We start from the raw sequence: 20,347 nt of genomic DNA on the forward strand, positions 1-20,347 counted from the left end.
GGCTCTGATTAACAGTCTTTATATTTTTCAAGTAATTTATTTATGACTTCGGGATATCGCAATAGGTTTTCAATGTAGATTTTGCTTTTCATATCTTTGATGTGCTTTTCAATCGCCAAAGCTTGCGTCTTTGATTCGCATTCTATTTTCAGAAAAACAATCCAGTCATCTGCTTTATAAGTGAATTTTCGTTCTTGCTCTGAATTCAAATGAAAATCTAATCTTGTATCAAAATCTGCTGTAAAGCCAGTATAAAATCGACTCAATTTAGCAGAATGAAGAATATAAACGTAATTCATATTTTTAATTTAAAAAAAAAGACCATCATTTGCATGATAGTCTTTTAATAAGCTCCCCCTCTTGGGCTCGAACCAACCCCGAAAGCTTTCGGGGCTCTGATTAACAGTCTTTATATTTTTCAAGTAATTTATTTATGACTTCGGGATATCGCAATAGGTTTTCAATGTAGATTTTGCTTTTCATATCTTTGATGTGCTTTTCAATCGCCAAAGCTTGCGACTTTGATTCGCATTCTATTTTCAGAAAAACAATCCAGTCATCTGCTTTATAAGTGAATTTTCGTTCTTGCTCTGAATTCAAATGAAAATCTAATCTTGTATCAAAATCTGCTGTAAAGCCAGTATAAAATCGACTCAATTTAGCAGAATGAAGAATATAAACGTAATTCATATTTTTAATTTAAAAAAAAAAGACCATCATTTGCATGATAGTCTTTTAATAAGCTCCCCCTCTTGGGCTCGAACCAAGGACCCTCTGATTAACAGTCAGATGCTCTAACCAACTGAGCTAAGGAGGAATCACCTTAAAGGTAAATATGTTTGCTAGAAAAAGTTTGCTCCCCCTCTTGGGCTCGAACCAAGGACCCTCTGATTAACAGTCAGATGCTCTAACCAACTGAGCTAAGGAGGAAGTTGTTGCTCTTTTTAGCGAGTGCAAATATAGATGATTTTTTAGTTTCCCAAAAATATTTTGACTCTTTTTAAAAAATATTTTTTCTACTTGACAATTGCCTTGTAAATATCGTTTCCGTTAGCAAACAAAAGCAACGCTATAAGTATTACAAAACCAACCATTTGGGCGTTTTCAAGGAATTTATCACTTGGTTTTTTACCGCTGATTATTTCATACAATAAAAATATTACGTGCCCACCGTCAAGGGCAGGAATTGGCAATAAATTCATAACTCCAAGCATAATTGACAAAATAGCGGTGATTGACCAGAATGTTTCCCAGCTCCATGTCGCAGGAAAAATATTGTAAATTGCTGCAAAACCACCTACTTGTTTGTAGGCTTTCGTTGCGGGATTAAAAATCATTTTCAATTGTTTCCCGTAATTTACTAATTTGTCTTTACCTTTTTGAAGCCCAATCGGGATAGATTCCGCAAAACTATATTGTTTAGTACTAATTTTATAGTATCCTAATTTCTCTAATGTTTTTAAATCTAAATCCCCTGGCTGAACACCTAATTTACCTTCTGCAGAAACTTTAACCGTAATTGGTGTTTCTTTTAAATCACGTAAAACAACAGCATTGAGTGTTTTATTTTTATTCTTCTCTAAAATAGCTCTCGCCTGATCAAAATACTTTATTTTTTCTCCATTAAGAGAAACAAATAAATCTTTTGCTTTCAAATTCTTATTAGGAGATTCTTCTGCAACTGCTGCCACTACAAAAGGCATTCTGGCAAGAATAAGCGATCCTTTTTCATGCTTTGACAATTGATCAATAACATCAGTAGGGATTTTAATCGAAAGTTGTTTTCCGTTTCTTTCAATCAAAATTTGTTTTGACATGATGATATCCATTGGGATATCATTATCGAAATTTTCAATTTTCTTACCATCAATTGAAATTATCTTGTCTCCTGTTCTAAATCCTGCTTTAATCATTACAGGGTTTTCAACCCAAATACCATCTTTCATATCAGAATTAGCAATATAGGTATCCCCATAAACAAATGCCATTCCTATATATATAATAAATGCTAATATAAAGTTTACCGTTACACCACCCAACATAATAATCAAACGCTGCCAGGCTGGTTTTGAACGAAACTCCCAAGGTTGTGGAGGCAAAGCCATTTGTTCTTTGTCCATACTTTCGTCGATCATTCCGGAGATTTTTACATAACCTCCAAGTGGCAGCCATCCGATCCCGTAAACCGTTTCACCAATTTGTTTTTTGAATAAAGAATATTTGACATCGAAGAATAAGTAGAATTTTTCGACTCTTGTTTTAAATAATTTTGCAGGAATAAAATGCCCTAATTCATGAAGAATAATAAGTAAAGATAAACTCAATAGAAATTGAGAAAGTTTGATAACTATATCCATTTTGTATTTTTAGTTCGTAATTTAACGCACAAAAGTAACGTTTCTATTTTAATTTGATAGCGCAATATAATACATAAGATTTTAAATGTTTGTTAATAAATAAACATTTGGATTTCTACTTTTACGCAGATGCTGTAACTTTACTTTTTCATGCACTATTCTACCTAATTGGTAGCTCAAATAGATTAAAAGTTACATTCTATGGCTTCATTATTATTTTCTGCGCTTACTATAAAAAATATCACTTTAAAAAACAGAATCGTTATTTCGCCTATGTGCCAATATTCTTCTGTTGACGGGTTTGCAAACGATTGGCATCTGGTACATTTGGGAAGCCGTGCCAGCGGAGGTGCGGGACTGATTATTCAGGAAGCTACAGCCGTTTCTCCTGAAGGAAGAATTTCTCCGGCAGATCTTGGAATCTGGAAAGATGAACATATCGAAAAGCTAAAAAACATCAACGAATTCATTGTTTCGCAAAATGCCGTCCCTGGAATTCAACTCGCTCATGCCGGGAGAAAAGCCAGTGTTTCGGCTCCATGGCTGGGCAATAAAAAGTTAGACAAATCAAATATAGGATGGCAGACTGTCGCTCCAAGTCCAATACCGTATCATGAGAATGAGCCATTTCTTCCGGAAGCTTTGGATAAAATCGGAATTCAAAAAGTGATCTCCAATTTCAAAGCAGCTACCAAAAGAGCTGTCGAAGCGGGGTATCAGGTAATGGAAATTCACGCAGCACATGGTTATTTGCTGCACCAGTTTTTATCTCCTTTAACCAACATTAGAACCGATGAATATGGCGGAAGTTTCGAAAATAGAATCCGTTTTACCTTAGAAATACTAGAAGCAGTTCAGTCAGAATGGCCTTCAGATTTACCTTTGTTTGTTCGAATATCGGCAACAGACTGGTCAGAAGGTGGATGGAATCCTGAACAATCGGTAGAACTTTCGAAGATATTAAAACAAAAAGGAGTAGATTTAATCGATGTTTCATCTGGCGGATTGGTTTCTCATCAGAAAATTGAAATTGGACCAGGCTATCAGGTTTCTTTCGCAGAACAGGTTAAAAAAGAAGCCTCTATTTTAACCGGAGCTGTTGGTTTAATTACAGAAGCACAACAAGCCGAAGAAATTTTAAATAACAATCAGGCCGATTTGGTTTTGTTTGCAAGAGAATCACTTAGAAATCCTAACTTACCATTAGATTTCGCCACAGATTTAAACGACGATATTCAATGGCCTAAACAATACGAACGTGCAAAACTATAAATTCTATTCGCCACGATCCGAACCGATAGCGAACACGCAAAACAAGTCGCTAATTTATTTAAACTAAAATTGTATAACTCGTGGCAAAAAACAACTAAAATAAAACCAATGCAAAAAATAAAAACAGCACTACTATCATACGGAATGTCGGGGAAAGTTTTTCATGCTCCTTTTTTAGACCTGCATCCGGGTTTTGAATTATTAGGCTCCTGGGAAAGAAGCAAAAAACTCATTCAGGAAGATTATCCAACCGTAAAAAGCTATCCGTCAATTGATGCATTATTGGCAGACGATGTCGATTTGGTAATTGTAAATACACCCGTTGGAACACATTTCGAATATGCAAAAAAAGTACTTTTGGCAGGAAAACACGCCGTTGTAGAAAAAGCATTTACCTCAACTGTTGCCCAGGCCGAAGAATTGGCTTCTATAGCAAAAGAAAAAGGATTGAAACTGGCTGTTTTCCAGAACAGACGCTGGGACAGTGATTTTAAAACGGTTCAACAAGTAATTAAAGATGGTGTCCTGGGCGATTTGGTCGAAGCCGAATTTCATTTTGACAGATACAATCCAATATTAAGCCCTAAAGCACATAAAGAAACACCCAATGACGGAGCGGGCATCCTGAAAGATTTAGGTCCGCATTTAATTGATCAGGCCGTTTGTCTGTTTGGCTCCCCAAAATCTGTTTTTGGCGACATTCGGTGTACCAGAGAAAATTCTGTGGTAGATGACTGGATCGATTTATTATTGCTTTATAAAGATTTCAGAGTACGTTTAAAAGCAGGTTTTTTTGTCAGAGAAGCAAATCCTGCCTATACTATTCATGGCAAAAAAGGATCCTTTTTGAAACCTCGTGGCGACGTTCAGGAAGATGAATTAAAAGTCGGTAAAAAACCAAACCTTGATTCCTGGGGGACAGAATTAGACGGTTCTGAAGGGCTTTTGCATACAGAATTTGATGGAAAAGAAATCTGCGAAAATGTACCCACCCTTCAGGGAAATTATTTTGACTATTTTGATGGTATTTATGAAGCTATTGCAAACAATAAACCAGAACCCGTTACGGCAGAGGACGGCGTAAAAGTAATGCAGATTATTGAAGCGGCCATAGCAAGTAACCGGGAGAAAAAAATCATTGATTTAGAATAGCTAAACTTCCTGTTATGAAAAATAAAAAAGAATTGCTATCCGAAGAAATTGAACAGTTCCTTAAAATTCTAAAAACTCGTTTTGAGAAAAATAAAAACCGTCATCAGAGTCTTGAATGGGAAAAAGTCCGAATAAAACTGGAATCTAACCCTGATAAACTGTGGTCACTAAACGAAATGGAGAAAACGGGGGGTGAACCAGATGTTGTAGATTTTGATGAGAAAACAAACGAGTACATTTTTTATGACTGTTCTGCAGAAAGTCCAACAGGACGAAGAAGTGTTTGTTATGACTCTGAAGCACAGGAATCAAGAAAGGAATTCAAACCTGAAAATAATGTTATTGATATCGCAACTGCTATGGGTATCGAACTTTTATCAGAAGAACAATACCGGTCATTACAGCTTCTTGGAAGATTTGATGAAAAAACATCCAGCTGGATAAAAACGCCTTCTGAAATTAGAAATTTAGGAGGTGCTCTTTTTGCTGATTTTCGCTATAATACAGTATTCGTATATCACAATGGGGCACAATCCTATTATGCTGCCAGAGGTTTCAGAGCTTCGTTAAGGATTTAAAACAGATATTTTATAAACAATAACGTTGTAAATTTAGCAAGAAGTACTGCTGTAGTTTAGTGTAAACAGGAATTAACTACCTTTGTATATACAAATTTAAAAGTATTTCTGTGATAGATTTCAATCCATTAACTTTATTCCAAACCAAAGGAAAAATTAAAAAAGTCTATCGGGAGGCAAAGGCTTCGTATCTAAATAGAATTCGTTTTGCTGTAGGTGTATTTTATTTTGCAATGGGTTTAAGTTTTGCTTCCTGGGCAAGCAGAATTCCGGATATTAAAACAGCATTACATTTAAGTGAAGGAGAACTAGGTTCGGTACTTTTTGCATTGCCTGTTGGCCAGTTAATCATCATGCCTTTTTCGGGTAAAATGGTAACCAAATTTGGAAGTCATCGTATTTTAATCTTATCCTTAATCATGTATGTTTTCAGTCTGACCAATTTAGGTCTGGCTTCAACCGCATTACAACTTTCATTAGGTCTGTTTACTTTTGGCATATTTGGAAATTTAGCCAACATCGCTGTGAATACTCAGGGTGTTTATACCGAAGTCCTTTTTAAAAAAAACATCATGTCTTCTTTTCATGGCATGTGGAGTTTTGCCGGATTTACTGGTGCTTTAGTCGGATTAGGAATGCTGGCTTTGCATTTATCACCTTATCATCATTTTCTAATTGTAGCCTTAATTGTCTTTTTAATGATTGCTTTTAATTTTAAATTTTTAGTTAAAGCAAAAGAAAAAATTAAACCTCAAAAAGAAGGTAAAAAATTATTTACCAAACCTGACAGCTCCTTAATCTGGCTTGGAATAATAGGCTTTTGCAGTATGGCAAGCGAAGGCGTAATGTTTGACTGGAGCGGTATTTATTTTAAAGATATCGTAAAAGCTCCGGGTGCTTTGGTTATTCTTGGTTATACTTCATTTATGATTATGATGGCCGGAGGAAGGTTCATTGGGGATGCCATGAATAACAAATTTGGCCGCGTTCGTGTTATGCAAATTAGTGGCTGCATGATTTCAATCGGACTTTTTACTGCTGTTATTTTTCCGTACCTCATCCCTTGCACATTTGCTTTTATGATTGTGGGTTTGGGAGTTTCGACTATTGTCCCTACTGTTTATAGTGTCGCGGGAAAAAATCCAACCGTTTCTGCAGGCGAAGCATTAACCATTGTTTCAAGTGTTAGTTTTCTTGGATTCCTTATGGGGCCGCCTATCATTGGATATATTGCCCAGACCTTAGGGCTTCCGTTTTCTTTTGCTTTTATCGGAATATTTGGCGTTTTAATCGCTTTTATGGTTTCTAAAGTAAAGATTGCAGGATAGTTACACTTTCAAGCAACTTAAAATTTATGAATGTAACCTTAAAATATCTTGTTTACACATTTTTTTTAATAAGAAAAAAGAAGTAAAAGATATTTTTATACTATCTTTGTAATATAATTCACACCAACTAAACGCATTATTTGTTTGAATAATTCTAATACCACTAATTATCTTTATTTTCAAACATTTACATTTCCAAACTCAATTTGATTTTTTTGACTGAAATTTTTGAAATTTCAAAAATTTCAGTCAAAATGATTTATACCCTTTTCTTTTACAGGAAAAGGGTTTTTTTCAACAAATTCAGTTACATGCACAAAAAATCATTGATTCTTATATTATTTCTTACTTTCAAAATTGCTTCTGCCCAAAAAGAAACTATTTTTTCAGGACAAGTAATCGATAGTAAAACTCAAAAAGCTTTTGAAAATGCCGTTGTCAACATTCAAAATTCAGCTTTAACGCAACTCACGAAAAAAGACGGTACGTTTGAATTGCATTCGAACATTAAGGGTGAGCAGTTGATCCTAATACGCAGTCAGGGTTATAAAGATTTACTCTTAAAAGTGAATGCTAATACTGACCAAAAAGTAAATCTTGGAATCTTATTATTAGAAGAAGATCAAATAGAGAACTTTCAAGCTACCATTATTTCACTTTCAGAAAGTGATTTAGATGATGATAATAGTTCATCGGAAGCTACTTCGGGACTCTTACAATCTTCAAAAGATGCTTTTCTGCAGGCAGCTGCATTCAATTGGGGGCAGGCAAGGTTTAATGTCCGAGGATTAGACAGCGAAAATGGCGCTATGATGCTGAACGGCATGAAAATGAATAAAATTTTTGACGGCCGACCACAGTGGAATAACTGGGGAGGATTGAATGACGTACTTCGAAATCAGGAGTTTTCAATTGGTGCTTCTCCTTCGAATTATACGTTTGGAGGTGCTTTAGGCACACAGCAAATTTACACTCAGGCATCTGCTTATCGAAAAGGAACCCGAATATCGTTTTCAGGAACCAATACCAATTACAACTGGAGAACAATGGTTACCTATGCTTCCGGAATGAAATCCTCTGGCTGGGCGTATGTTTTTTCAGTTGGAAAACGCTGGGCAGACGAAGGTTATTTTGAAGGAATAAATTATGATGCCAATTCCTTTTTTGTTAGTCTCGAAAAAAAAATTAGTCCCAAACATTCCTTAAACTTTACCGGTTTTTATACGCCAAATTCACATGGCAAAAACTCTCCAAACACGAATGAAATAACCGAATTAAAGTCGGAGAAATATAACTCCTACTGGGGTTATCAAAATGGTAAAAAACGAAATGCAAGAATAAAAAATGTTGAAGAACCCTTGTTAATGCTCAACCATTATTTCAAAATTAACGATCGCACCAATTTAACCTCAACGGTTATGTATCAATTCGGAAAAGTAGGCAACAGTAACATTGATTATCAAAATGCAGATAGTCCTGACCCCACTTATTACCGGAAACTGCCCAGTTATTTCAGTTCACTTTATGCGGCTGATGATGGAGAATTTTCCGGAACATTTACTCCGGATTATGTAAATGCAGAAAAAAACAAAACTTGGTTTTTAGAAAATTCTCAAATCGGTTGGGAAGCGATGTATAAAACCAATCAAAAAGCGATCGTTAGCCCTGACGGAATTATTACCGGATATGAACCTTCAAAAAGCAGTTACGTTCTCTACGAAGACAGAACTGATGACAAAACTTTCGCCTTTAATACAAACCTAAATTCGCAACTTACAGAAAATATTTTTTTTAGTAGCGGAATACTTTTTAAGAACTTAAAATCACACCTTTTTCAAAACCTTCTGGATTTATTAGGCGGTACATATTTTGACGATATCGATTCATTTTATAAAGGTGACCAGTCTCAATCTGATTTAAAAAATCCCGACCGTCAAGTAAAAGTGGGCGATACGTATGGCTATAATTTTAATTTTTATGCCACAACAACAGAAGCTTTCACCCAGTTTCGATTCTCTTACAGGAAAGTCGATTTTTATCTGGGAAATTCCTTTTGTACTTCAAAATACCAAAGAGAAGGTCTGTACCAAAACGGAATTTATCCAAATACTTCATTCGGCAAAAGCCAAAAAGTAAATTTTGAAAATTTTGGGTTTAAAGGCGGACTGACTTATAAAATTTCTGGTAAACAGTGGCTGTTTTTTAACGGAATGCATCATACAAAAGCCCCTTCTCTCCGAAATACTTTTTCTAATTCCAGACTGAATAATTCAATTGTAAACGGAATCGAAAATGAAAACATAAGTACTGCTGATCTAAATTATGTGTACCATACCCCAAAACTCAAAATGCGGATTACCGGTTATTATAGTCTTATTAAAAATACTTCCAAAACCTCTTTTTTTTACGCCGAAGGAATTTTTGATAACGGAGCCGGATATGATACTACTGATGCTTTTGTAAGTCAGACTTTGAATCACTTAGACAAAAAAAACACCGGAGCAGAATTCAGTCTTGAGTATCAGGTTTCCTCTACCATTAAAAACTTTTTTTCAGCCGCTTACGGAAGTTATACCTACAGCAGCAATCCGAAGGTGTCGATTACTAATGATGCCAATGCTACCGTTGCTGACACCCAAAACACATTTGATTTTGGAAAATCATTGCTTAAAAATTATAAGCAATCCGGAATGCCGCAACAGGCTTTTTCAGTTGGAATAGAATACCGTGATCCCCGATTCTGGTGGGTTTCTGCGAATATAAATTACATTACAGACCGTTTTGTAGATGTTTCCCCCATTTCAAGAACGTCCCGTTTTTATACCAATCCGGCCAATGGATTTAATTTTCCGGAAGCAACAGAGGAACGTGCTAAAACTCTGCTTAAACAAGAAAAACTCAATCCTGTTTCGCTGCTAAATATGACTGGAGGAAAATCCTGGCGTATTTATAACAAAACAATCGGGCTATTTGCCAGTATCAATAATGTTCTGGATTTTAAATATAAAACTGGTGGCTTTGAGCAGGCAAGAAATTCCAATTTCAGAGAAATGAATCAGGATCTTTCCAGCGGAACACCTTCTTTTGGACCTAAATATTTCTACGGATACGGAAGGACTTATTTCGTAAACATGACCATCAATCTATAAACTTTTTCTAATGAGAAATAAATACAAAAGCCTTATTTCGATAGCGTTTATGTTCCTTTTCAGCAATTGTAATGAAGATATCGCTATACCAAAATTAGAATGTACTCAACCTGATTTAAAAGTAAACAGAACTGTTGAAGATGTCCTAAAAACGGCTACTATTACCGCTACAAAATATCTTTATGATGATGTTATTGAAGCTTACGTCGTTTCAAGTGATGAAAGCGGAAACTTTTTTAAAATCCTGTATCTTGAGACATTAGCGACAGAAAACAAACCTGCAATTGGATTTAGTATTTCGGTAGATGCAACAAACACTTATATAGATTACCGTGTTGGAAACAAAGTTTATATCGAATTAAAGGATCAGTTTACCGATTTATTTTATGGAGGAATGCGCATTGGAAGCTTGTATGAAGGCAATTCAGGGACAGCCTCGGTAGGCCGGATTTCTCAAAACGATTACAAGAACGTCTTAAATGCTTCCTGCACGATGGTTGATGAAGATAAACTGGTCAATCCCATTTCAATTGAAGAAGCTTTGAATGACAGTAAACTGAATACTTTGATTGAATTATCGAATGTTCAATTTACAGAAGCTGCAAATGGCCGTCATTATTTTGAAGAAGCTAATAATGTAGGAGGTGCTACAAATTGGTATTTAAGGGATAAGTCAGGAAATCAGATCATCTTCAGGACAAGCAGTTTTGCAGACTTTTCGGCAAATTTAATTCCCCAGGGAAGTGGTAAAGTACGTGGTATTTTAACCAAATATGGTTCCGACTATCAGTTAATTGTGCGTTCTTTGAAAGATGTTGTAATGGATGGAAAAAGCAATATTCCTTTTTTTACAGAAGATTTTCAAACAGTTACAAACAATGTCAATTTTGCTTTACCGGACTGGAGCAATATCGTAGAGAAAGCTTCAAAATTATGGAAAACTATGGTTTCTGCCGGAAATGGTTATGCAGAGTTCAATACTACAAGTACAACGGCTGCTGAAAATATTGCCTGGCTGGTTTCTCCAAAAATTAATTTGTCTAACTATAAAAATGTGGTCTTCTCTTTTAGAAGTGCACAACATGACCTAAAAGTCGATTCGTCTTTGAATACATTAGAAATTTATATCTCAACCAATTTTGACGGTTCAAATGTAACCAAAGCAAACTGGATAAAATTAAATGCTAAAGTGCCTTCGCTTTCTACACCAACACGCCAATTTATTAGTTCAGGAGGGATTGATTTATCTGCTTACTCAGGTGATATTAACATTGCATTTAAATACATCGGATCCGGAAAGGACAAAACACTTAATGGTGCATTTATGGTGGATGATGTAAAAATGTTTGGAGAAAAATAGTACCAACTTAACACGTTGATTTACAGAAAAAATAAAATAAAAATCTAATCATTGTTATTTTTCATTTCTTAAATTGTTAAAATTTCATAGAATTTTGTATTTTGGCATTCCCAAATCAATTAAATTCTTATGAAAAAAATCTACTTGTTTGCCATTATTACAATGGTTTCTACCGGTTTGCTGCACAGTCAGGACGCTCCTGTTCGATTAAAACAAATTAATATTGTAAAAACAAATTACCAAAACTCTAAAGATGGTGAAATTGTAAACAAAACGGTTGTTTTTAAAGACGGAAAAATCGAAACCATCACCACCTCAGATGTTATTCAAAAATTCTTTTACAATCAAAACGGATTATTGGATATGACAGTGAAGGACAAAATTGGAAGTGACTGGAAAGAAGTTACCAATTATACTTATAATGCAGATAATAATATTATCAAATTTGTAAATAAATATCATGAAGGAAGTGATTATATTACCAAAACAGTGACTTTTAATTATGACGGAGCCCGAATAAAAGCGATAACAAAAAAGAGTACAAACCACCAGAATGTCCTTGAAGATATTGAATACATTGTGGAAAACGGTATTATCGTAAGACGTACTTCACGTGACAGAAACAAAGCGATTATTGGGAAAATTGAATATGTTTATGTAAATGACAACGTGTCAAAACACAAAGGTCTTGTGGGAGATAAAATATCAAAAACATATACTTTTGATGATAAGAAATCTGTAGATCAGTTAATCGTTCAGAATTTATTTGGCGATAATTACAAAATAATCGTACCAATGATTTCATATCATGAAAACGAATTTAGCTTTGAATCCATATCATATAACAACGAAGTAAATTTCAGCCCTACCTCAACTGCTTTGGTTGCTGTAAGCAGAAAATACAAATACAACAAACTGAATTTCCCAATTTCCTGTTCCCAAATTGAAGAAAACGGAATTGTAAAAACAGAAAAAACGTTCATCTACGAATAAAAACTGCAGGTTCAGTTTCTTTTAAACCATTTAGAGAGCAATTTCTAAATGGTTTTGTTTTTTTATGCAGGACTACACAATTGCTTAAATAGAATTTAAAAACAAAATTCTATAAGGCTGGTAGTCTACAAATCATTAAATTTGCAACTTATTCAAAGCTATGTTAGAAAAAGAAGTTATCAATTTTGAAAGAACAGCCATTGTTGGTATTGTAACTCAAAATCAAAGTGAGGAAAAACTTAACGAATATCTGGATGAGTTAGAGTTTTTGACTTTTACCGCCGGCGGTGAAGTGATCAAACGCTTTTCGCAAAAAATGGAACGACCAAATCCGAAAACTTTTGTGGGTACCGGAAAAATAGACGAAATCAATCTTTTTGTAAAGGAAAATGCGATCTCAACTTTAATATTTGATGACGAATTATCTCCTTCTCAGCAAAAAAATATTTCCCGAATTATCGATTGTAAAATTCTGGACAGAACCAATCTGATCCTGGATATTTTTGCGCAAAGAGCCGAAACTTCGTATGCAAGAACACAGGTAGAACTGGCACAATGCCAATATTTATTGCCAAGACTTTCTGGTTTATGGACACACCTTGAGCGCCAAAAAGGGGGTATTGGAATGCGTGGTCCCGGTGAAACAGAAATCGAAACAGACAGACGTATCGTTCGAGACCGAATTTCATTACTGAAAGACAAAATCAAAACCATCGATAAACAAATGAGCATCCAGCGCAGCAATCGTGGCGCAATGGTGCGTGTAGCACTGGTAGGATATACCAATGTTGGAAAATCGACACTGATGAATGCCATTGGAAAAAGTGATGTTTTCGTTGAAAATAAACTATTCGCAACTTTAGATACAACGGTTCGAAAAGTGGTCATTAAAAACCTTCCCTTTTTACTTTCGGACACGGTTGGTTTTATTAGAAAACTGCCCACCCAATTGGTAGATTCTTTTAAAAGTACACTTGATGAAGTTCGTGAAGCCGATTTGCTTTTGCACGTTGTAGACATCTCGCACCCTGATTTTGAAGATCATATCGAATCTGTCAATCAAACTTTACTGGAGATCAAAAGTAATGACAAACCAACTATTATGGTTTTTAATAAAATTGATGCCTACAAACATCTGACCATTGACGAAGATGATCTCATTACCGAAAAAACCAGAAGACATTATACGCTCGAAGAATGGAAACAAACCTGGATGAGTAATGTTGGTGAAAATAATGCTTTGTTTATTTCGGCTACACAAAAAGAAAATTTCGAGGATTTTAGAGAAATCGTGTACGAAGCAGTTCGCCAGATCCATATCACCAGATTCCCTTATAATAAATTTTTGTATCCGGATTATAAGGATGCCGTTGAGAAGGAGGAGGAATAAAATTTTCTCCAATTAAATAGAACAAGAGTCTGTCCGAAAAGTAAGGACAGCCTCTTGTTATCATATTAAAAATTTAAAACGTCTTGTACTCAACGCCATTTTTATCAGCATAAGGCAATAACAACCTCATGACGTTTTCGTATTTTTTATCCAGTAATATCCCCTTTGGTATCATCTAGTTTTCTGCTGGCAATGTCTATTTCCTCTTCGCTTTTTCCTTCATCAATCATTTTGGCAATGATAAGGAAATCCGTTTTTTGAATTTCATCAGCATCTTGAAACAAATCTAAGGTGACTGTGATAATCGGTTTGGCTTCTTTCTCAACCTTGATTTTTTTGATTTTTTTTGATGTATCCTTTAAACATATTTCCATACCAATATTGGACTGACTTAACGCATGTTGCCGGACGCATCGATTTTAAAAAAGCCTAATGTTTTGAAATTAGCCCTGATGGGAACGACATCCTTTTTCCCGCTTCTTTAGCGGGAAAAAGATATAGTGGACAGCAGGAACAATGTTTAATAGAAGCCTGTTGTGCTGCTCCTGAATATTAAAATCCGAAACTAATACCTAAACCAAAAACCTCTCTGGTTTGAAATCCTCTGAAGGCATTGTCGTCATAGATAGCCTGAAAGGATAGGTTTGCCGAAAGGAATTTATTGACTTTCATGATAATGTTCAAAGAGTAATTGATGTCTACATTTTGCGGCTCTTCGAGATAATTAGCATACAAATTCAGGGTGTTTTCTGCCGTTACGTTGGTCATAATAGCCAGTTTGTAATAAGCCGAGGTGTAAAAACCTAATTCGTAACGTATGCTTTTGCCCTGATCGACACCAAAATAATCTCCATCTCTGTATCCGTTTCCTGAGGTATAGGCACTGTCTACAAAAGTGAATTTTGAGGTTAAGGGTGCAAAATTTATTTTGAGGTTTTCATCTTTGGACCAGTAAATTCCGGGACCGGTAGTCAGATAACCCGGAGACATAAATTTGGTGTATTCGGTTCTGATTTCTTTTCCGTTTACATCCTGATCGTAAATGTAACCTGTTGTAAATTGGGTTCTGAAATTCAAGAAATAAGAATAATACCATTCGCCAAAAGCTCTTTTTCCAACAACTGAATTAAATTCTAGACGGTCATCTGTTTTTTTTCCAAAATCGGTATTTTTAGTCTGTAGAATTCCGTAGGAAGCCAGCACTTTATTGTCCCACGTAATATCGTCTTTTTTGTAATTGAAGTCATAATTGATTCCCAATGTTCCGGAAAAACTGTCCTCTCCACCGGCAATCCAGTTATTGAAGCTGGATTGATTTAATAAAAGTGATACGGTACCTTTTGCCTTCCAGCCTTCGCCTTCAATGGTATCGTTTATTTTTTTTACGGCTTTTTCTGTATTTTGAATGAGTTCCTTTTCGGAATTTTGAGACTGAACAAACGCAAAGTTCGCTAAAATGAAGAGTAATAAAGCTATCTTTCTCATGGTTGTTTCGTTTTAGTGCATTAACAAATATACCATTTAAAACGCTAAAGCCTGAGGGTTTATTGGTTATAAAGAAAGTTATTTCTTAGCTTCTTTGTATAAAGGCACTGCTGAACAGGCTTCTCCGTACATAATACTCCTGGCATAAGGCTGTAAATATGCCGTTGCTAAAATATAAGCACGCATGGGTACCGGTTTTCTGGAACAGCCTTTTACAATTACAGGTTTGTTTTTATAGGCCGAATAATCAATTGCAGGCAAGATCTCTTCGTACAAGCTTCCGTCCAGATCTTCTATGGTTCCATTGACTACTTTTTTGGCAAATGGTGCTAATTGCACTGCTACTAAAATCAAAGCCCAGGCTGGTATTATGGCATCTGTACTGCAATGTACTGCCACATACTGATCCTGATATTGTGTCCAGTCATGGTTTTTCAAATGTTCTCTGAAATCTTTTTCTTTTAATAAAAAACCTTCCAGAAGCCATTGCGAAATGTCAATCTGTACACGTACCCCTTTTGGATAATAATCCTCCAGATCAAAAACTTCTAAGGCACTGTTGGCAACTTTATTGATAATTTCTTCCATATGAAAAGTTAGTTGCAAGTTTAAAGTTTCATGTTTCAAGTTGCTTAACATAGAACATGAAACTTTAAACGTGAAACAAATATTAAAGCATTCCTAATTCTAATTTTGCTTCTTCGCTCATTAAATCTTTACTCCATGGCGGATCAAAAGTAATCTCAACATCGACATCTTTTACATTTTCGATTGTTTTTACTTTTTCTTCTACCTCGCGTGGTAAACTTTCGGCTACCGGGCAGTTTGGAGAGGTTAAGGTCATCAGGATTTTTACTTCGTAATCTGTATTTACCATTACATCGTAAATCAATCCTAATTCGTAAATGTCTACAGGGATTTCAGGATCGTAAATCGTTTTTAAAACTTTTACAATTGATTCTCCTAATTCGTTTGTGTCTATTTCTTGTTCCATTTTTATTATTTAATTTTTACCATATAAGTTATATAAGTTCATTTAATTTTTGAAACCTAATTTGTGTCGCATATTAAAAGCTCATTTAAGAAGCGAACTTAAATTTACTTATATAACTTATATGGTTTAATTTTTATTTTTTTTAATCTTCTAGCCAGCGATACAATTCGTTGACGTATGTTTTTTGGCCTTCGTGATAAATATTTGTAACGTTAAAGTTTATCATTAGTCCTGTTGGAGACTTTAAAAGTTTCATATATGACATTAATTTGGCAATATGAACTGGAATAATTTGATCAACAGATTTTAATTCAAGAACTAAACAATTTTCTATGAATAAATCACATCTTAAATCTGATTCCAATACTAACCCCTTATATTCAACCGGAATAATCAACTCAGATTGAAAATTAATTCCTCTTAAAGATAATTCTCTTATCAAGCACTGATGATAAATGTTTTCTAAAAGTCCTGCGCCAATATTTTTATGAACTTCAATCGCTGCTCCATTAACCTGATAAATTAAATCAGTCAAATATTTCTTTGTTATCATTCTCTTTTCACAAATAAATAAAGAAAGATTAAGACTACAAAAAACTAATCTTAAATGAACTTATATGGTTCAGATTTTTAATTTTTATTTTTGGCATCAAAAGCCAAAGCATACATTTTGATGTTTTTTATCATCGAAACCAAACCGTTGGCTCGTGTTGCAGACAAATGTTCTTTTAAACCAATTTCGTCAATGAATTCAGTATCCGCATTTATAATGTCTTCTGCTTTTTGATTGGAGAAAGCACGAATTAAAATGGCGATTATTCCTTTTGTCAAAATCGCATCACTGTCTGCCGTGAACACAATTTTATCGTCTTTTTGTTCTCCCTGAAGCCAGACTTTCGACTGGCATCCTTTGATTAAGTTTTCCTCCGTTTTGTAGTCTTCTTTTATTAACGGAAGACTTTTCCCTAATTCGATGATGTACTCATAACGTTGCATCCAGTCATCGAACATAGAGAATTCGTCAATTATTTCGTTTTGTATTTCCTTTATTGTCATAATTATTCTTTAACAAAATCAGTGAGTAAATGAACCAGTTTTTCAATTTCCTTTGGAGGAAAACCATTGTCAAAACCCTGTGTTTCGTAGGTTTTCTGATTTTGGGTTATTTTTAAATTCCCAATTGCAGCACCATCATGAAAACGTTTTTCAGTTGGTGCTTTCAAGGTTGAAAGTTTTTCTACATTTATCTTTTCAAATTCGGTTACAATTTTGTCCCAATCTGCCTTTTCAATTTTGTTTTCTGCAGGTTGTGCATCCCTTCCATTGGTCACAGAAACCGTTTGGTTTTGTACCACTATCTTTTTATAATACCCTCTCGACATAGCCGAATATTGAATTATCGTTGATGCCATATCTGCTTTTTTTTGACTTGAACAGCCTGCTCCAATAAAAATCATCAGGAAAATTAAAGATCGTATTTTCATAAAAAGTTTTTTAGCTTAACATGGTTTTTGCCTTTTTAATGGCCTCCACCATTATATCAATTTCTTCTTTGGTATTGTAAAAAGAAAACGAAGCACGAATAGTTCCCGGGATACAAAAGAAATTCATGATGGGCTGTGCACAGTGGTGTCCGGTACGAACTGCTATTCCTAATTTATCAATTATAGAACCAATATCATAAGGATGAATCCCATCGATATTAAACGAAACTACCGAAGCTTTATTTTTTCCGTTTCCGTAAATTCTCAAACCTTCAATTTCTAATAAACGCTTAGTTGCGTGTTCCAAAAGTTTGTGTTCCTGCAGCTGAATATTTCCAAATCCAATACCATTCAAATAATCAACAGCAGTTCCTAAAACAATTCCACCAGCGATATTGGGAGTTCCGGCTTCAAATTTATGAGGCAAATCGGCATACGTTGTTTTCTCGAAAGTTACTTCTTTAATCATTTCGCCACCGCCCTGATAAGGAGGTAGTTTGTTTAGCCAATCTTCTTTTCCGAATAAAATTCCGGTTCCGGTTGGTCCGCACATTTTGTGTCCTGAAAAAGCGTAAAAATCACAATCTAAATCCTGAACATCCGGCTTTAAATGCGGAACAGCCTGCGCTCCGTCAATCAAAACGGCAGCTCCAACGGCATGGGCTTTAGCAATCATTTCCTTAACAGGATTTATTATGCCCAAAGCATTCGAAATATGGTTAACCGTAACAATCTTCGTTTTATCAGATAATAACGATTCGTATTCGCTGATAATCAGTTCGCCGTCGTCATTTATCGGAATCACTTTTAAGACAGCTCCTGTTTTTTCACACAACATTTGCCATGGAACAATATTGCTGTGGTGTTCCAAAGCAGAAACCAAAACTTCATCTCCCGGTTTTAAAATAGACGCAAAACCATTCGCTACTAAGTTAATTCCGTGCGTTGTTCCGGAAGTAAAAAGTACTTCATGTGCAAATTTGGCATTAATATGATGTTGCAATTTTACACGTGAAATTTCATAAGCATCAGTTGCCAACTGGCTTAATGTATGAACTCCACGGTGAATATTGGCGTTTATTTCCTGATAGTATTTCGCTTCGGCATCAATCACGATTTGTGGTTTTTGCGAGGTTGCCCCATTATCGAAATATATTAATGGTTTTCCGTTTACTTTTTCTGAAAGTATCGGAAAATCAGCTCTTATTTTTTGAATATCCAGCATAGTTTATTTAGAAAAATTCTATTTACAAAAGTACTAAAACTAAATTGTTTTATCCGCCAATTCTATCATTTCCTTTTATAGTATTATCAATTACAGTTTGAAATATTTATTCAATACGGTTTGAATTGTGAATCATCAAAATAGAAATTCAAAATGAGTTATAAAATCATGCCTTTAAATTATTTATATTGCATAAAATATATCTCATTTCAAAATATGAAAAAAATCCTTAAACTTCTCGCTATTGTTTTAGTTCTCATTATTCTATATTTTGGATTTACTACATATCCGAAACTGGATTTGATTTCCGGCTTTTCAGCCAAAAGTATCGCTTCAGGTCATTTTTTGGACAACCGTCCGAAAGAATTAATCGAAAAAACTGACAATGATATTAATCTGATTGATCTGGCAACCAACACGATTAATGATGCAGGAAAATTTGCTACTTCGAATGTTTACGGATTAAAGGAACGAAAAGCCATTTACCGTGAAGGTTTAGGAGCGACTTTAATTAATGATGATTTTGATGTTTCAAAACCCTATTTGCTTCCAAAGCGAACCATACTGACCCATAATTTACCTTTTCCTTACGGGAATAACGAACCAAAAGACACCGTTTTTTCCAATATTGATTATTCTAAATTAAAAAAAGCAATTGATAACGCTTTTGACAAATCGGGGGGGAAATTAAAACGAACACGTGCTGTTGTAGTTCTGTATAAAAACAAACTGATTGCCGAAAAATACGATACCGGTTTTACGAAAGACAGCCGAATTTTAGGCTGGTCGATGACAAAAAGCATTACCAGTTCTGCTTTTGGAGTGCTCGCCAAACAAGGAAAAATAGACATTTACAAACCGGCTCCAATTATGGAATGGCAAAATGACGAACGCAAAAACATTACCCTAAATGATTTACTTCACATGAATTCGGGTTTGGAGTGGGAAGAAAATTACAACACCATTTGTGATGCTACCAAAATGCTTTTTCAGGCCGAAGATATGGGCAAGGTACAACTGGACAAACCAGCTCAGTTTAAACCCAACACACATTGGAATTATTCTTCAGGGACGACAAATTTGTTGTCGCTTATTTTAAGAAGACAATTTAAAACCCAACAGGAATACCTGAATTTCTGGTACAACGCCGTTATTGACAAAATCGGAATGACTTCGATGATTGTCGAACAGGATATGAGCGGGACTTTTGTGGGTTCCTCCTACGGATGGGCGACAGCGCGTGACTGGTCAAAATTTGGATTGTTGTATTTAAATAAAGGTAACTGGAACGGTGAGCAAATTCTGGATGAAAGCTGGGTAAAATACACCGCAACTCCAACCAATACTTCTGAAGGAAAATATGGCGCACAATTCTGGCTGAATGCCGGAGGAAAATTCCCGGACGTACCTCGCGATATGTTTTACTGCAGCGGTTATCAGGGACAAATGGTTGCCATTATTCCGTCAAAGGATATGGTGATTGTGAGAATGGGATTAAAAGAAGATCCTGCTTTTGATTTTAATGACTTTTTGAAAGGGATTGTTGAGAGTGTGAAGAAGTAATTTTAGCACTTAAATAC

20 protein-coding genes and 2 tRNA genes are annotated in these 20,347 nt (G+C 35.1%); 9 read left to right on the plus strand and 13 right to left on the minus strand.

Translation table 11 applies throughout. The annotated features are described in order from the left end of the window. Positions 1-8: 8 nt before the first annotated feature. From DMB65_RS16300 to rseP, 5 genes are all read right to left on the minus strand, one after another. On the minus strand, positions 9-299 hold the full coding sequence (locus DMB65_RS16300; RefSeq protein WP_110307696.1) for a GIY-YIG nuclease family protein: 291 nt from the start codon (positions 297-299) through the stop codon (positions 9-11). Between the two features lie 100 nt (positions 300-399). Next, a complete protein-coding gene (locus DMB65_RS16305) occupies positions 400-690 on the minus strand; it encodes a GIY-YIG nuclease family protein (protein WP_110307697.1) in 291 nt (96 codons plus the stop codon). A 53-nt stretch (positions 691-743) separates the two neighbouring features. Further along, positions 744-817, minus strand: a tRNA-Asn gene (locus tag DMB65_RS16310). Between the two features lie 39 nt (positions 818-856). After that, positions 857-930, minus strand: a tRNA-Asn gene (locus DMB65_RS16315). An 86-nt stretch (positions 931-1,016) separates the two neighbouring features. Continuing rightward, positions 1,017-2,357, minus strand: coding sequence for an RIP metalloprotease RseP (rseP, locus tag DMB65_RS16320; RefSeq protein ID WP_110307698.1), 1,341 nt, complete (start codon positions 2,355-2,357; stop codon positions 1,017-1,019). Positions 2,358-2,558: 201 nt separating this feature from the next. Between rseP and DMB65_RS16325 the strand changes: the two genes are divergently transcribed. The 8 genes from DMB65_RS16325 to hflX all read left to right on the plus strand — a co-directional run bounded on the left by DMB65_RS16325 (position 2,559) and on the right by hflX (position 13,579). Then, positions 2,559-3,629, plus strand: coding sequence for an NADH:flavin oxidoreductase/NADH oxidase (locus DMB65_RS16325; RefSeq protein WP_110307699.1), 1,071 nt, complete (start codon positions 2,559-2,561; stop codon positions 3,627-3,629). A gap of 108 nt (positions 3,630-3,737) precedes the next feature. Beyond that, on the plus strand, positions 3,738-4,781 hold the full coding sequence (locus tag DMB65_RS16330) for a Gfo/Idh/MocA family oxidoreductase (RefSeq protein ID WP_110307700.1): 1,044 nt from the start codon (positions 3,738-3,740) through the stop codon (positions 4,779-4,781). Positions 4,782-4,795: 14 nt separating this feature from the next. Continuing rightward, positions 4,796-5,359 carry a DUF4256 domain-containing protein gene (locus DMB65_RS16335; RefSeq protein WP_110307701.1) on the plus strand — a complete coding sequence of 188 codons (564 nt, stop codon included), beginning with the start codon at positions 4,796-4,798 and terminating at the stop codon, positions 5,357-5,359. 110 nt (positions 5,360-5,469) lie between these two features. After that, the gene (locus tag DMB65_RS16340; protein ID WP_110307702.1) at positions 5,470-6,687 is read left to right on the plus strand and encodes an MFS transporter; all 1,218 of its coding nucleotides are present in this window, start codon (positions 5,470-5,472) and stop codon (positions 6,685-6,687) included. A gap of 311 nt (positions 6,688-6,998) precedes the next feature. Next, positions 6,999-9,836, plus strand: a complete 2,838-nt coding sequence (locus DMB65_RS16345; protein WP_110307803.1) for a carboxypeptidase-like regulatory domain-containing protein — start codon at positions 6,999-7,001, stop codon at positions 9,834-9,836. Positions 9,837-9,846: 10 nt separating this feature from the next. Then, entirely contained in the window at positions 9,847-11,196 is a 1,350-nt protein-coding gene (locus DMB65_RS16350; RefSeq protein ID WP_110307703.1) for a DUF5689 domain-containing protein, read from the plus strand. Between the two features lie 129 nt (positions 11,197-11,325). Further along, positions 11,326-12,189: a hypothetical protein gene (locus DMB65_RS16355; protein ID WP_196239577.1), complete on the plus strand. Its 864-nt coding sequence runs from the start codon at positions 11,326-11,328 to the stop codon at positions 12,187-12,189. Between the two features lie 160 nt (positions 12,190-12,349). Further along, positions 12,350-13,579: a GTPase HflX gene (gene hflX / locus DMB65_RS16360; RefSeq protein ID WP_110307704.1), complete on the plus strand. Its 1,230-nt coding sequence runs from the start codon at positions 12,350-12,352 to the stop codon at positions 13,577-13,579. A gap of 146 nt (positions 13,580-13,725) precedes the next feature. Here hflX and DMB65_RS16365 read toward each other — a convergent pair whose 3' ends face one another. The 8 genes from DMB65_RS16365 to DMB65_RS16400 form a co-directional block, all read right to left on the minus strand. Beyond that, positions 13,726-13,953, minus strand: a complete 228-nt coding sequence (locus DMB65_RS16365; protein WP_110307705.1) for a hypothetical protein — start codon at positions 13,951-13,953, stop codon at positions 13,726-13,728. Between the two features lie 178 nt (positions 13,954-14,131). Beyond that, entirely contained in the window at positions 14,132-15,064 is a 933-nt protein-coding gene (locus DMB65_RS16370) for a DUF3078 domain-containing protein (protein ID WP_110307706.1), read from the minus strand. Positions 15,065-15,142: 78 nt separating this feature from the next. Continuing rightward, on the minus strand, positions 15,143-15,652 hold the full coding sequence (locus DMB65_RS16375) for a DUF2480 family protein (protein ID WP_110307805.1): 510 nt from the start codon (positions 15,650-15,652) through the stop codon (positions 15,143-15,145). Between the two features lie 82 nt (positions 15,653-15,734). Further along, positions 15,735-16,058, minus strand: coding sequence for an SUF system Fe-S cluster assembly protein (locus tag DMB65_RS16380; RefSeq protein WP_110307707.1), 324 nt, complete (start codon positions 16,056-16,058; stop codon positions 15,735-15,737). Between the two features lie 142 nt (positions 16,059-16,200). Further along, positions 16,201-16,611: a GxxExxY protein gene (locus DMB65_RS16385; RefSeq protein WP_110307708.1), complete on the minus strand. Its 411-nt coding sequence runs from the start codon at positions 16,609-16,611 to the stop codon at positions 16,201-16,203. 77 nt (positions 16,612-16,688) lie between these two features. Further along, positions 16,689-17,114: a SufE family protein gene (locus DMB65_RS16390; RefSeq protein WP_110307709.1), complete on the minus strand. Its 426-nt coding sequence runs from the start codon at positions 17,112-17,114 to the stop codon at positions 16,689-16,691. Positions 17,115-17,116: 2 nt separating this feature from the next. Further along, the gene (locus DMB65_RS16395; RefSeq protein WP_110307710.1) at positions 17,117-17,542 is read right to left on the minus strand and encodes a putative periplasmic lipoprotein; all 426 of its coding nucleotides are present in this window, start codon (positions 17,540-17,542) and stop codon (positions 17,117-17,119) included. Positions 17,543-17,552: 10 nt separating this feature from the next. After that, on the minus strand, positions 17,553-18,767 hold the full coding sequence (locus DMB65_RS16400; RefSeq protein ID WP_110307711.1) for an aminotransferase class V-fold PLP-dependent enzyme: 1,215 nt from the start codon (positions 18,765-18,767) through the stop codon (positions 17,553-17,555). A 216-nt stretch (positions 18,768-18,983) separates the two neighbouring features. Here DMB65_RS16400 and DMB65_RS16405 point away from each other — a divergent pair, with 216 nt between their 5' ends. Beyond that, positions 18,984-20,330: a serine hydrolase domain-containing protein gene (locus DMB65_RS16405; RefSeq protein ID WP_110307806.1), complete on the plus strand. Its 1,347-nt coding sequence runs from the start codon at positions 18,984-18,986 to the stop codon at positions 20,328-20,330. Positions 20,331-20,347 lie beyond the last annotated feature (17 nt).

It is taken from the genome of Flavobacterium cheongpyeongense, assembly GCF_003202435.1.
GTDB classification, from domain to species: domain Bacteria; phylum Bacteroidota; class Bacteroidia; order Flavobacteriales; family Flavobacteriaceae; genus Flavobacterium; species Flavobacterium cheongpyeongense.